The sequence below is a fragment of the Vibrio sp. CK2-1 genome (assembly GCF_021726515.1).
Lineage (GTDB): Bacteria > Pseudomonadota > Gammaproteobacteria > Enterobacterales > Vibrionaceae > Vibrio.
In genome coordinates this window covers 293,999-307,927 of sequence record NZ_JAKKCJ010000001.1, presented here as the reverse complement: position 1 = coordinate 307,927, position 13,929 = coordinate 293,999, and the positions used below count along the sequence as shown (strand labels likewise).

The window sequence follows — 13,929 nt, the reverse complement described above, 5'->3', positions numbered from 1 at the left end:
CAAACGCTAAAATTTTGTTTTAGGTCTTATTTTTACGCTAAATCAGTTTAAATCTTTGATCACCCTATCTAAAAGACTGACTAATTGGTCGGCTTCTCCATCATTTAAACTAGGAAATTGACAGCGAATGCGTTCAGGTATTTTCGCGGCTTTTGATTGCAAACTCTCTCCTTCGTTACTCAATTTAACGACACGTTTACGTTTGTCGTGTTGATCTTTCACTATGTTCAATAGCTGTTTATCTTCCATTTTTTTGAGAATTTGCGTCATGGCGCTGCCATCAATCGCCGTTTTCTCAAGCAGGTCGGTAATGCTAATGCCGTCTTTTTCCCATAACGCCATCATCACAACATATTGTGGGTAAGTTAAATTGAGTTCGGCTAATGAATCTCGGTAGGTACGAGTAAGTCCATTAGAGGCCATATATAAACGGTGGCAGATTTGGTTGTCGAGTTTGAGTTGGGGATGTTTCATGTCTATTCTCATTTTGTGCTTATCGCCATTTTAGTTTGCACACAAAGTATTTGCAATTAACGTTTTTACGATCTAGTATTTTGCATGCAAAGTATTTTCGCTCAACCCAAAAGGAATAAAACATGAAAGAACTACAAAGTGTTGCCTACACCGCTAAAGCGACTGCAACAGGTGGACGTGAAGGTTCAGCAAAATCAGATGATGGTCGCTTGGATGTGGCACTTTCTACACCAAAAGGTTTAGGCGGTGATGACGGTCAAGGCACCAACCCTGAGCAACTTTTTGCCGCAGGTTACGCAGCATGCTTTATTGGTGCTCTGAAATTGGTAGCAGGTCAGGCAAAAGTAGCACTACCACAAGACACGCACATTAACTCTGAAGTATCGATTGGCCCAATTGAAGGCGGATTTGGTATTGCTGTGAAATTAGAAGTGAATGTTGGTGACCTTGATAAAGCGACTGCTCAAGATCTCGTCAACAAAGCACACGAAGTTTGCCCGTACTCAAATGCGACTCGCGGTAATATCGCGATTGAACTATCGGTTGCTTAAGAACCATTTCTTAATGAATGGTTAGTTGCTTAAAGCATGTAAGCTAATTTTTAGATAAAGCGTTCAAATAAAACAAAGGCCTCACGTTTTGATATAGCGTGAGGCCTTTTTGTATCTCAATGTTAAATTAGTCGAACTGGCTAGTCTGCAAAGGCGATATCTCTTAAAAATAGTGCAATGCTTGGGAAGAAAATGAGCAAAGCTGCTGACAACAACAGGATAAAGATAAATGGCCCAGTGCCACGAATCACTTCCCAATAAGGACGTTTAAAGATGGCAATTGCGGTAAATATGTCACAGCCAAACGGCGGGGTGGCGGAACCAATCGCAACTTGCAGGGTAATAATGATACCAACATGAACAGGATCGAGCCCCGTTGCCGCAATCGCGGGTGCAAAGATGGGGGTTAATACCAAGATCACCACGATAGGATCAACAAACATACAAGCCACGAAAAAGGCGACTGAAATAGAAGCTAATACGCCAAGTGGCCCCATTTGATCAATGCCAATCGCATCTAAAATGGTTTGCGGCACTTGCGCAAAAGAAATGATCCACGAGAAACCATTGCCGACCCCAACGAGTATAAAGACCACTGCGGTAATTAACCCGGTAGATTTGGCAATCACATAAATATCTTGCGTGCTGAGCGATCGGAAAATAACAAACTCTAAAATGATGGCATAGAGAACACACACCGCCGCCGCTTCGGTTGGGCTAAATACACCGCCATAAATACCACCGACAATAATAATTGGGAACATTAATGGCCAAATAGCACGTTTTGAGGCAGTTAACCTTTCACTCCAACTGGCTTTTTCTTCGGTAGGTACTTTTTTAATGGTCGCGTAGATGTAGCAGTAAATAGAGAAGAACAACAAGATCATTAAGCCAGGGCCAATGCCTGCAATAAATAGCTCTGCAATTGACGTTTCCGAGATCACGCCATAAATAATCATGCCGATACTTGGTGGAATTAAAAACGCGATATCACTGGCATTAATAATAAGGGCCAATGAAAAGGAATCACTGTAACCCGCTTTAAGTAATTTAGGGCGCAGCGCTGAACCGACAGCCACTACCGTTGCTTGGGTAGAACCAGAAACCGCACCAAATAAAGTACAAGAAGTCGCAGTACTGATCGCTAAACCACCTTTGATGTGGCCAATAAAGGTCATTACCATATTGATCAGTCGATGTGCTGATTGTCCGCGCGTCATAATATCCGCAGCAAGAATAAACATGGGAACCGCGATCAGAGAAGCAGGGCGAATACCTCCAAGTACTTGCTGAATAAAGGTATCCATTTGGCTCATTCCGCCAAACATCATATAAAAGCCCGTGAGAGCTGCCGCGGTGAGAGGGATCATCATTGGAAAGCCAATTAATAGCAGTACCAACATGATGAGCATTAAAGTCAGTGCCATAAAATAGTGCCTTTATAGATCTTGTTCATGATCGGTGTAGCCATCAACGACACCACTTGATAAGTAAACTTTTTGACTAGTGAGATTTTTAAATGCAGTGAGTAAGTATTGAACGCCGGTAATAGCAAAACCCATTGGCACCCAAATATAAATCCACCAAATTTCAAACCCAAGTGCCGGTAAGATTCGGCCTCGTTCATAAACGCTCACCACGTATTGGAAAGAAAAGTAAGCCAAAGCAAACATAATGACGGCTGTGATAAGTGAAATGAGGATCATCAAAAATTTTCTGCCACTATCAGGCAACATATCGAAAAACGCTGACATGCGAATATGACGCCCTAGACGAGCAGCAAAGCCGATTCCGGCAAACGTAATAAGAATGATCAATATTCGATTAATTTCGCCCGCAAAGAACAAGCCTTCACCAAAGACAAATCGAGCAACGACATTGATGCAAGTATTTAAAGCCATGAGCAATACGCCGGTCGCGAGCATCACCGCTTCTATTTTGCTTAGAAAGTTATCGAGGGTGCCCAAAAAACCGGGCAGTTCGGAGTGGTAATCTAACCTATCTGAATTAGGCATAGTGCTTCCTTCAATAAAGAGCACCGAATACTCTCGTGTGGCAAAGTGACTCGGTGCTCAGTCCTACTGTAATTATCCGTAACTGAGGTTAATTCACCTTAGTTAAAGCTAATTATTATTGTGAAGCTTTTAAATCCGCCTTGAATTGATCAAGTAAGGCTTGGCCACCTTCACCTGTCATTTCAATAAACGTTTTTTCAACTTGAGGGGCTCTTGCTTTAAATTTAGCAAGTTGTTCATCAGTCAAACGAGTGACGGTGACTTTGTCGCTCTTAGACTGGATTTGCTTAAGTGATTTTTCCGCTAAACCCGTAATGTGCTTAATGGTTCCGTCATAAGCGAAATCAGAAGCTTTTTGGATCAATGCTTTATCTTCATCTGATAAGCCATCATAGAACTTCTTATTCGCCATTGAAGCGGTAGTAAACCAGCCGTGATGAGTGAAAATTAGATTTGGTGACACTTCATATAAACCACCTGATTCAATCCAGAAGATTGGGTTTTCCTGGCCTTGAATCATATTCGTTTGTAGTGCGCCGTATACTTCACCCCAAGGAAGCGGGGTAGGTGTTGCACCAAAGGCTTCATAAGTTGATGACAATAGAGGGTTTGTCATTACACGGATTTTTTTACCTTTAAGCTCATCAGGAGAAGTGATTGGCTCATCAGTGGTTAAAACCATTTCACCTTCTGGATACATTTTTAGCAGCTCTAGGCCTTGTTCTGCATACAGTTTAGGGAAGTCTTCATTGATGGCTTTACTGCTACCAAAGAATTTAATAACCGCTTGAATATCCGTAGGCATTAAGTAAGGAATAAAGAAGATTTGCGCCTCTGGAATCAATGAACCCGTGAAGCCAGGTGATTGGTTAACAAACTGCAAAATACCGCTTTGTGTTTGTTCCATAATGTCATCCGACTCACCAAGCTCACCAAAACGATAAACTTTTAGGGTGTGATCAGAGTTATCTTCGATGTACTTTTTGAATTGTTGAGCATAAATATCTTGAACATCATTTTCATATTCTTCATGGGCATAACGCCACGTATCGGCACTAGCAAAACTTGAAAATCCAATACTTGCGGCAATGCAAGATACGGTAGCAAGCTTTTTGAAGCTATTTCGAGTAAACATTTGCTCTCCTTTCCTTGGTGATGTCGTTCATAACGATGTTTTATCTAAGGTTTTACTTAATCATCTTTTCATAAACATTTTGGGCTAAACACATGAGAAAAATGCGGGTTCTTTGTTGGTGTGATCATGATCACGATTTCGGTGTGGTTTTATCCCAATATGTTGAGTGATCTAACAAATTTAAACATTAAATTTGCTTAGGTTTTTACTGTTTTTGGCCGGAAAATGTTAAGTACACTACACATTTATTTTGTGAGAATTAAAACAAAATAGCCAATATCAGTCATTTAGCCACTGAATTTAATGATGATTGAAAATTTTCGCTTAACTAAAACTTAGAACACTATGGATAAAATTCAAGTATATAAGGCTATTGGCTAGCATCAGAAGGAAGGAGGAGAGGATTACAAAATATTGTTACGCACTAAACCGCGTTTAACGTTTTTACATAGCTTGCCAAAACGGCGGATTTCATCAAATTGAGGAGTGACGCCACGCTTTAGTGCACTCTCCCAATATGATAGTTCAGAATCAACCAGTTCCATTAACTTTTTAGGGCAGCCAATACAATTACCTTCAGTACCGCAAACAAAGGTATCTTCTTCATACAAAGGAAAAGTCTCCTTTGCTTCATTAATGATGATTTGCATGGCTTCTGTACGAGTTGGTTTCTTGTTCATATACAACCCTCTTAGTTAGTTTTATTATAATAAAATTTTAAACTTTAAAAATAAATTGAACTTTGGAGGTAGATTAAAGTTAATAATCAGCTAGAGCCTCATCATTTAACCGTAAACTCACCTTAAATCATTATGCTTTTCCTTCCCGTGATGTATTCTCGTTAAATCTTCTATCCGTAATCTGCTTGGTAACACGGAGTGTTTAATGAAAAAGATCATCGACTATCTTAAGCTCGCAGTGCTGATATTGGGTGTGCTAATCGGGGTGCAAATTCCCGGTTTTGTTAGTCAATATGGGCAGAATTTAGATGCTAGAGTGGCAGAATCCTCTCAAGGCTTATCGCAGTTTCAGCAAGATGCCGACCAATATTTTAATGGCAGCATCGACCAACTACTCAAACATTACGCTCGCAATCAAGATCCGGTGATTGTCTCTGGTGGACAAAGCATTAAAGCTCTTGTTGCTAGGAATCAAATGCTCACTCAAGCACAAAGCGATTTTCACCAGTCACTCTATAGCCCTTACTTACAGGTTTTCGTCAGCCCTATTTCCGAGATCCGCCAAGATGTTTGGAATCATTATGAATACAAAGTCATTCTCAACGCAGAAGCGATCAGTATTGGCGCGATATTTGGGTTAATGGTTTTAGCGCTATCTGAGTTTGCACTATTTATTTTATTTTCATTGTTAAAAAGCGTGTTTGGTAAACAGTCTAAATCATATACATGAGTCGAATAGCGATCTTATTCGCCTCATTTTGTGAGTTGAATGTGATAATTATTTGCCTCATACTGTGAGTTTAATGTGAGTTTTATTTGACTCAACTAATGCTGATAAAGAAAAAGCGGGTGTGGTATGTGGGTATGGCAGCAAGACAATTGGCCTAACTTTGTTTGGAATGAACGGGAAATTGCGCCCTTATTGCGTCAAGTTCGTTTAAATCAAGGTGAACTGTTAGGTAAGGCCTTGGGGCAATCTCGCGATCAGCAACAAGTCATGCTTGATACACTTCTTGCTAATATTATTCACTCTAGCGCCATTGAAGGTGAAAAACTCAATGCTTTTTCGGTACGCTCATCACTTGCACATCGTCTAGGTATGAGTGAAGACAGCCCTTATCCAACCTCTAAACAAACTGATGGGTTAGCCGAGATCATGCTAGATGCGGTTGGGAATTTAGATAATGACCTGACTTTAGATCGCATATTGCATTGGCATACTTGTGTATTCCCTGAAGGTTATACCTTATTTAACCCCATTAAAGGTGGTCAATTGCGGGGGAATGAGCCAATGCAAGTAGTGTCTGGAAGAATTGATAAGCCGACCGTTCATTTTGAAGCGCCACCGAGGGAATGTTTAGAACAAGAACTTAATCAGTTTATCGCATGGTTTAATGACACGCGTCAGGATGAGTTGTTTGATCCATTAATAAGAGCGGCAATCACACATTTGTGGTTTGTGACTCTGCATCCACTCGATGATGGTAATGGACGTATTACCCGTCTGCTCACCGATCTTGCTTTGGCGCAGGCCGAACAGCAATCGGTGCGTTTTTATGCCATGTCAGTGAGTATTTTAGAGCAAAGAAATGATTATTATCAGATCTTAGAGCAAAGCCAAAAAGGAGGCCTAGATATTACTGCTTGGCTAGTATGGTTTTTAAATACTTTGAATATGGCTTTTCAAAAAGTGCAAAGTGATATTGATAACACCATATTTAAAACCAACTTTTGGCGTCGAGTCGACCAAACTCAACTCACTATGGAACAAGTAAAAGTGCTTAATCGCATGTTAGATGGCGATTTCGAACTTGGAATCAATACCAGTCAGTATCAAAAGGTAGCAAAAGTGAGCCGTGCCACAGCCACCCGTCATCTAGCAGCATTAGTTGAACTAGGTTGTTTACAAAAGTCGGAAGCGGGAGGACGTAGTACAAGGTATAAGATCAAGAGTTCGTAAGGGTCGTTATTAATGTAGAGCTTGCTGATATACCCAAGTAACTTCAAGATGTGAGTTTCAGCAAGAATAAAACAAGCTTTAGGCAAGACAAATTGGACATGATCATAGTTATTCTATCTCTGTTCAATTTAACGCAGCATAAAGCTTGTTTTAACTTGCCCTTCGGGAGCTTCATTCAAACCTTTATGTTGCGTCAGATTGGTTTGAAAGGTGTCTACATTCCTTCGCCAATCTTCCTTGCCTAAAGGTTTGGATGATAGCTCTGAATTCTGCATCTTGAAGTCACTTGGGTATATAACCATTAGTTATACCTAGCGTACTTAAATCATTATGTTTTCTGCTTTGGTTAAGGTAGTCTCTTTATAGAAGTCTATACGGCTATTTGTATTTAAAGGGATATTTATGACAATTAAGAAAACCATTACCAAGCTTGCACTACTTTTTCCTTTGGCATTAGGGTTAACCGCTTGCGGACAAGAAGAAAAAACAGAAGTCATCAAAGTGGGCGCTACGGTTGGGCCTCACGCTCAAGTGGTTGAAGCGGTTGCAGAAGAAGCGGCTAAACATGGGCTGAAAGTAGAGGTGGTGACCTTTTCTGATTACATCACACCAGATGCCGCGCTAGTCGATGGCAGTATTGATTTAAATAGTTATCAGCATCAACCTTTTTTGAATAATTTTAATGATAACAATAAGAAAGCGCACTTAGTTTCTATTGGTCGCTCTATTTTGATGCGTATGGGTGTGTACTCCGATAAGTATCAAAATTTGGCTGATTTACCGCAAAATGCCACTATTACTATTCCAAATGATCCAACCAACAGTGGCCGTGCTTTATTGTTACTAGCCGAAGCTAATCTTATTACGTTAAAACCGGGTTTAGGCTCGAAAGCCACGGTATTTGATATTATCGATAACCCAAAGCAGTTTGATTTTATCGAGATGGATGCTGCGCAATTACCAAGAACGTTAACTGATGCTGATGCGTCTGTGATCACTATGAATTACGTAATGTCTGCTGGTCTAGATCCAAAAACACAAGGCATCTACTTTGAAGCAAAAGATGCAGAATTAGCCGTTATGATCATAGCCTCACGAGAAGCTGATAAAGATAACGAAACGTATAAAAAGTTTGTCGAGATTTATCAGTCGCAACCGATTCGTGACTTCATCCAAACCACTTTTAAAGGCACGATTGAGCCAGCGTTTTAATCGAGTATTAATTTAGAATAAAACAAAAACGAGCACTTCAGATGGGGTGCTCGTTTTTGTTTATAGTTGGTTCACACACTACAAGTTTCAACATTTACGATAGAATAAAAGCATGATTAGCCATGAATGGACGGCATTGAATTTACTATGAACATAGAACACCTAAAACTGCTTGTTCGTTTAGCATCAAGCCAGAGTATTAGCATGGCAGGTCATGAGTTAGGGTTATCTCCGGCGGTCGCCAGTTCACATATTAATAAGCTAGAAGAAGGCTTAGGTGTTCGATTGGTGCACAGAACCACGCGCAAAGTTTCGTTGACTGAAGAAGGGCTCGCTTTTTTGCCGTATGCGGAAGAAGTATTGGCCTCTGTTGAAGCTGCCAGAGGTGCGGTAGGCGCTGGGAATAATAATCCAACCGGGACTTTACGAGTGACTGCACCTGCTTCATTTGGACGTATGCATTTGATCCCTGGATTAAAAGCGTTTATGTCTAAGTATCCAGATATCACCGTTGATTTTCGTTTTTCTGATTCGATTATCGATATGGTAGAGGGCGGATTTGACGTGGCGATCCGCGTGGCTGAACTCAAAGACTCGACGTTAATTGCTCGTAAGCTTGCTCCTGATCGCCGTATTGTAGTGGCTTCTCCAGATTATCTAAAGCGAAATGGTGAGCCAAATACGCCACAAGAGCTGGTGGATCATGAGTGTATCAACTTAATGGGAATGGATAACTGGGCTTTCAAAACTGAAAATGGCCTAGTGAATGTGCATACTTCAGGACGTTTTCGAACGGATAATGGGGATGCGATGCGTGATGCCTCAGTTCATGGCGTTGGTATTTCGATCAACTCATTATGGAGTGTTCATCAGTATCTTGAAAATGGGGAACTGGTGGAAATATTACAAGATTATCCACTGGATATGGATGCCAGTATTTGGGCCGTCTATCCAAGTTCTCGTTTAACCCCATTAAAAGTTCGAGCGTTTATTGATTACTTTATTGAGTATTTTAGCCAGCAAACCTATTGGGAATAAAGGCTATCTAAAGTTTTTATAACATTGGCTACCTTCTCTGAATCTAACGCATCCGAGTGAGGTTTAGCAAAAGCTTCAATGTCGTTATCAAAATAAGCACCATGCGCTTGAGCAAATTCGTCCGATAGCGCTGCTCTCACTAAAATATCGGCGCCAAGTTGAATATCGCCACCGGCAACACCATAGGCTTCTTTTACCATTTTACTCCCCAGAAAAGACTTGGGATTCACCGATACGATCATAGGGCCTGTCTCTTTATAGGCTAAACCTAAGTGTTGAGACCACATCGTAAGCGCTAATTTGCTTTGGGCATAAGCTGCATTGTCGTTGAGATCGATTTTCCCGATAAGAGCATTTAAATCGACACTCGCTTGTGCTGCTGATGAAAGATTCACTACGCGACCAGTTTTATCTAATAGCGGTAATAACTCTTTGGTTAAGATGTAAGGGGCGAGGGTATTGACTACAAATCGAATATCTAAATTATCTTGCGTCTTAGGAGTGGAAGTGGTGAAAACCCCAGCATTATTGATGATGATATCTAATTTTCCAAAACGTTCGGCCACCTCGATAATCATGGCTTTAACCATAGCTAAGTCCGATAAATCTGCTGTGATCGTTTCAACTTTATTTTGAACGATTTGCTTTAATGTTTGCTGCAGTGAATTTAATTTTTCTGAATTTCGACCATGTAAAATCACGTGATGGCCTTGTTGCACTAATAATTTTGCGGTTTCTAAGCCGATGCCATCTGTTGCACCAGTGATTAAGATAACTTTTTTCATAGGTCAGACTCTCTATGGGGGATTTATATGGATATTGTAAGTAGCAAGTATCATACCCCAATCATTTTCAATAAAATCTATAAAGTCATTCAACAACTCACTCTATTATCAATTTTAAACTTTCACGTATGATTGCTTTCAACGTTAGCGCATCGGTTGGTTTTTCCCTTAGCGCTGTTATCTACATTGTATTGAAAGAAGGTATCAAGATGTCTCATCCAATCATCACAGATCTAAACAACCGTTACACTGCAAAAAAATATGATGAAGAAAAGCGTATCTCCCAAGAAGATATGGCTATCATTAAAGAAGCGATTCGTTTATCGGCATCATCGATCAACTCTCAGCCTTGGAAATTCCTTGTTTTGGAAACGGAAGAAGCAAAACTTCGCTTTCACGATACGTTCGCCAATATGCATCAGTTTAACCAACCACATGCGAAAGCGGCCTCACATACTATTCTTTTGGCGTACGATCCAAAATTTACCAAAGAAAAGTTTGCTAAACGCGTTGACGCTGAAGTGACATCAGGCCATTTGCCAGCAGAGATGTACGATCAATTTATGGGGGCTTATGCCTTCGTTGATGCCAATACCGATGAATCAGGTTTTAATGGTCACTGGTCTAAAGCTCAAATGTATCTTGCACTAGGCAACCTACTACATACTTTGGCTCGCTTAGGTATTGATTCCACTCCAATGGAAGGCGTTGATTCAACCTTAATCGGAGAGTCATTCAAGTCGGAGTTAGATGGTCATATTTGTGAAGTTGCCATCGCGATTGGTTACCACAAAGATGGCGAAGATTATAATCACGGCTTACCGAAAGCTCGACTGGCTCTCGATGATGTGATTACGACGTTGTAGTAAAAATAACCGTCAATTGCATTAATGTGGTTTTTAGCTCGTTTATGTGTAGCTGAGGCTGCTAAGTTAGATTGAGAAAGCGAGCGCTTTAGACGAAGTGCTCGCTTTTGTGTATTTAGAGGATAAAAGCAGTTTATTTGTGCTGACGTTTCGCGGTGAGTTTGAATTTATAATTATTGGTTGTGAAATAATTACGGCTGTATTCGAAAACGGTGTCATCGTGTAAATGGCCACGAGTACGTTTTTCAATAATCGGTAATGCAGCATCAATATTAAGCAGTTTCGCTATGTTTTTTGGAGGTAAGATCGGGATCAGCTCTTGCTCACTCCTATCTATCATTAAGCCTTTTTGCTTTTCAATGTAGTCGTATTTAGAACCTTGCATGACCTGGTAAGTGAGGTCTGGGAACATTTCAGTTGGCATCCATGTTTCTTCAACCGTAATAGGCTCGTCATTTAAGAAACGAACTCGTTTGATATAAAATACCATCTCATTTTCACTAACCTCAAGAAGGTCGGCAATACTGAGAGAGGCTGGTTGGATTTCGAATGCGAGAACATGACTATGAGTGAGTCCTTCTAAGTGCGCCCACTTTTCTGCAAAGCTACTCTGTTGGTCAATGTCATAGTTTACTTTGCTTTCTTTTACATATGTACCGCTGCCTTGAATACTTTCTAATTCACCGCTTTCGATTAATAGTTTAAGTGCTTGCCTAACGGTGACACGGCTTACTGAAAATTCTTCACGCAACTGAGCTTCAGTTGGAAGTGCCTCACCGACCTTATACTCACCTGAGCTTATTTTCTCACGAATAGCATCTGCAATTTGACGGTACATTGGCAATCTTGCCATCACAACCTCTATCTATAATAAAAGTGTATTAAAAAACAATACATTTAATTGAGAAGTACCTTAAGAAGGTTCTCGTTATGGTTTTGTATTACTTCAATGGTTTACGAGTATCAATAAGTCTTCATTTTATAACGAGTATAATACGATTCAAGCTTGGTAAAACAAGTATTAGTTTGAAAATGTTAAAAATAAATAATACAAAAGCAATACATATTGTTTGCTTAATTCGATATTGGTCACATTTTATTTGTATTAAATAGGTATTATTAGGTTTCGGGGTAGTACGAATATGCTGTCAATAATCAGGCAGCTGAAACATTGAGAACTTGGGATAAACGTTATGAACTTGACATCTCTAACTAATCCATCGCTTATTACATTACAAACGACATTTACAAGTCGTAACGAGGCGATAGAGACACTTGCAGAACAATTATATCAACAAGGAAAACTGCATAGTAAGGATGAATATCTGCATGCAGTCTACGCACGTGAAGAGCAAGGGCCAACAGCCTTAGGTGAAGGTTTGGCTGTGCCTCATGGTAAAACGGATGCAGTAAAAGAAGCTGCATTTGCCGTCGCGACATTAAAAGAAGATTTAAAGTGGCAAGGGTTGGATGAAGAAGAAGAGGTAAATTTAATCTTCTTGATTGCGATTCCAAATGCGGAAGCGGGTTCTACTCATATGCAATTATTAACTGAGCTGACAACGACCTTGGTTGATGATGAGGTTCGAGAAGCCGTTCTCAATGCTACAAATGTAGAACAAATTATGGCTCTATTGAGTAATGATGAAGAGTCTGAAGAATCAGAACAAGAAGAGGCTAGTGTAGACGCACCAATAATTGTTGCGGTTACTGCTTGTCCTGCTGGTATTGCTCATACTTATATGGCAGCGGAGTACCTTGAAAAAGCAGGTAAAAAGCTAGGCTATAAAGTTTATGTAGAAAAACAAGGTGCTAATGGTATTGAAGGCCGTTTAACTGCCGATCAATTAAATAGTGCCACTGCTGTCGTTTTTGCCGCTGAAGTTGCGATTAAAGAAGTCGAGCGCTTTCAAGGGATCCCTCGGGTAGAAGTACCGGTTGCTGAGCCAATTAAGCATTCAGAACGCATTCTTAATGATGCTATTGAAGCAGGAAAGGCCGGACGTGGCTCTGATGCCACTATTGCAACCGATGATGGACCGAAGAAATTACCATTGAAAACAGAGCTTAAACAAGCCTTATTGTCTGGTATCTCTTATGCCGTTCCTCTGATTGTCGCTGGGGGAACCGTGCTTGCCGTTGCGGTTCTTATAGCACAAATTTTTGGCTTGCAAGAACTCTATGCAACGCAAGATTCTTGGTTATGGATGTATCGTAAACTTGGTGGTGGGTTACTTGGAACGTTAATGGTACCAGTGCTTGCGGCCTATACTGCTTATTCATTAGCGGATAAACCTGCTTTAGGCCCGGGCTTTGCTGCTGGTATTGCCGCTAACCTGATTGGCTCTGGTTTCCTTGGTGGTGTTGTTGGTGGCTTGATCGCTGGCTATGTCATGCGCTGGGTAAAACAAAACGTTCGTTTAGGGCCAGCTTTTAATGGATTTTTAACTTTCTACTTATACCCAGTGATCGGTACTTTAGTTGCTGGCTCTTTGATGTTGTTTGTTATAGGCAAACCTGTTGCCATGTTAAACCAAGGATTAACGGATTGGTTGAACGGTATGTCAGGAACCAATGCATTGTTGCTCGGTGCAATTTTAGGGTTCTTTGTTTCTTTTGACCTTGGTGGCCCTGTCAACAAAGCGGCTTATGCATTCTGCTTGGGAGCAATGGCTAATGGTGTTTATGGTCCTTATGCCATCTTTGGTTCCGTAAAAATGGTATCAGCATTTACGGTAACCGCTTCAACTATGATTGCTCCGCGTTTATTCAAAGACTTTGAAATTGAAACAGGAAAATCGACATGGTTGCTTGGTCTTGCTGGGATTACGGAAGGGGCGATACCTATGGCGATTGATGATCCAATCCGCGTTATTGGTTCATTCCTTTTAGGCTCTGTCGTCACTGGTGCAATGGTCGGTGCTGCGGGTATTGGCTTGTCAACGCCTGGAGCCGGTATCTTCTCTATTTTCCTTCTGCACGATGCTGGAATTGGTAGCTTTATGGCTGCAGGGATTTGGTTTGGAGCGGCGCTAATAGGCACGCTTATTTCCACCATTACATTGTTGATATGGCGTGGACACGCTATCAAAAAAGGTAAGTTTCAAACCAAGACAGCGGCTTAACGGACTCTAACTTTAAACTCATAAATAAGAAGGAGGCATAAGCTCAATGACTGTGCCTCAATTCAAACAAAATATTATTTTGATAACC

Annotated in this window: 14 protein-coding genes; 7 read left to right on the top strand and 7 right to left on the bottom strand. The window is 40.7% G+C overall.

All coding sequences use genetic code 11. The annotated features are described in order from the left end of the window. Window positions 1-42 precede the first annotated feature (42 nt). Window positions 43-474: a MarR family transcriptional regulator gene (locus L3V25_RS01330; RefSeq protein ID WP_237293711.1), complete on the bottom strand. Its 432-nt coding sequence runs from the start codon at window positions 472-474 to the stop codon at window positions 43-45. Between the two features lie 122 nt (window positions 475-596). On the opposite strand from L3V25_RS01330, the gene L3V25_RS01325 reads away from it, so the two are divergent. Further along, window positions 597-1,025 (top strand): organic hydroperoxide resistance protein, encoded by a 429-nt coding sequence (locus tag L3V25_RS01325; protein WP_027696633.1) that lies wholly within the window; start codon window positions 597-599, stop codon window positions 1,023-1,025. A 140-nt stretch (window positions 1,026-1,165) separates the two neighbouring features. Here the strand turns inward: L3V25_RS01325 and L3V25_RS01320 are convergent, their stop codons facing one another. From L3V25_RS01320 to L3V25_RS01305, 4 genes are all read right to left on the bottom strand, one after another. After that, on the bottom strand, window positions 1,166-2,452 hold the full coding sequence (locus tag L3V25_RS01320; protein WP_237293710.1) for a TRAP transporter large permease: 1,287 nt from the start codon (window positions 2,450-2,452) through the stop codon (window positions 1,166-1,168). A 12-nt stretch (window positions 2,453-2,464) separates the two neighbouring features. Further along, window positions 2,465-3,040, bottom strand: coding sequence for a TRAP transporter small permease (locus L3V25_RS01315; RefSeq protein ID WP_237293709.1), 576 nt, complete (start codon window positions 3,038-3,040; stop codon window positions 2,465-2,467). Window positions 3,041-3,155: 115 nt separating this feature from the next. Continuing rightward, on the bottom strand, window positions 3,156-4,175 hold the full coding sequence (dctP, locus tag L3V25_RS01310; protein ID WP_237293708.1) for a TRAP transporter substrate-binding protein DctP: 1,020 nt from the start codon (window positions 4,173-4,175) through the stop codon (window positions 3,156-3,158). A gap of 404 nt (window positions 4,176-4,579) precedes the next feature. Further along, on the bottom strand, window positions 4,580-4,855 hold the full coding sequence (locus L3V25_RS01305; protein ID WP_237293707.1) for a hypothetical protein: 276 nt from the start codon (window positions 4,853-4,855) through the stop codon (window positions 4,580-4,582). 205 nt (window positions 4,856-5,060) lie between these two features. Between L3V25_RS01305 and L3V25_RS01300 the strand changes: the two genes are divergently transcribed. The 4 genes from L3V25_RS01300 (at window position 5,061) to L3V25_RS01285 (ending at window position 9,065) form a co-directional block, all read left to right on the top strand. Further along, a complete protein-coding gene (locus L3V25_RS01300) occupies window positions 5,061-5,585 on the top strand; it encodes a DUF2937 family protein (protein WP_237293706.1) in 525 nt (174 codons plus the stop codon). Between the two features lie 126 nt (window positions 5,586-5,711). Continuing rightward, a complete protein-coding gene (locus tag L3V25_RS01295; protein ID WP_237293705.1) occupies window positions 5,712-6,815 on the top strand; it encodes a Fic family protein in 1,104 nt (367 codons plus the stop codon). A gap of 402 nt (window positions 6,816-7,217) precedes the next feature. Then, entirely contained in the window at window positions 7,218-8,027 is an 810-nt protein-coding gene (locus L3V25_RS01290) for a MetQ/NlpA family ABC transporter substrate-binding protein (protein ID WP_237293704.1), read from the top strand. A gap of 147 nt (window positions 8,028-8,174) precedes the next feature. Beyond that, window positions 8,175-9,065 (top strand): LysR family transcriptional regulator, encoded by an 891-nt coding sequence (locus L3V25_RS01285; protein WP_237293703.1) that lies wholly within the window; start codon window positions 8,175-8,177, stop codon window positions 9,063-9,065. Here the strand turns inward: L3V25_RS01285 and L3V25_RS01280 are convergent. Continuing rightward, a complete protein-coding gene (locus tag L3V25_RS01280) occupies window positions 9,053-9,850 on the bottom strand; it encodes an SDR family NAD(P)-dependent oxidoreductase (protein ID WP_237293702.1) in 798 nt (265 codons plus the stop codon). The two genes, L3V25_RS01285 and L3V25_RS01280, sit on opposite strands and share 13 nt — an antisense overlap. 209 nt (window positions 9,851-10,059) lie before the next feature. Between L3V25_RS01280 and L3V25_RS01275 the strand changes: the two genes are divergently transcribed. Further along, entirely contained in the window at window positions 10,060-10,716 is a 657-nt protein-coding gene (locus L3V25_RS01275) for an NAD(P)H-dependent oxidoreductase (RefSeq protein WP_237293701.1), read from the top strand. A 133-nt stretch (window positions 10,717-10,849) separates the two neighbouring features. On the opposite strand, the gene L3V25_RS01270 is transcribed toward L3V25_RS01275, so the two are convergent. Then, window positions 10,850-11,569: a GntR family transcriptional regulator gene (locus tag L3V25_RS01270; RefSeq protein WP_237293700.1), complete on the bottom strand. Its 720-nt coding sequence runs from the start codon at window positions 11,567-11,569 to the stop codon at window positions 10,850-10,852. A 340-nt stretch (window positions 11,570-11,909) separates the two neighbouring features. Between L3V25_RS01270 and mngA the strand changes: the two genes are divergently transcribed. Beyond that, window positions 11,910-13,841 carry a PTS 2-O-a-mannosyl-D-glycerate transporter subunit IIABC gene (gene mngA / locus L3V25_RS01265; protein WP_237293699.1) on the top strand — a complete coding sequence of 644 codons (1,932 nt, stop codon included), beginning with the start codon at window positions 11,910-11,912 and terminating at the stop codon, window positions 13,839-13,841. The last annotated feature ends 88 nt before the right edge of the window (window positions 13,842-13,929 follow it).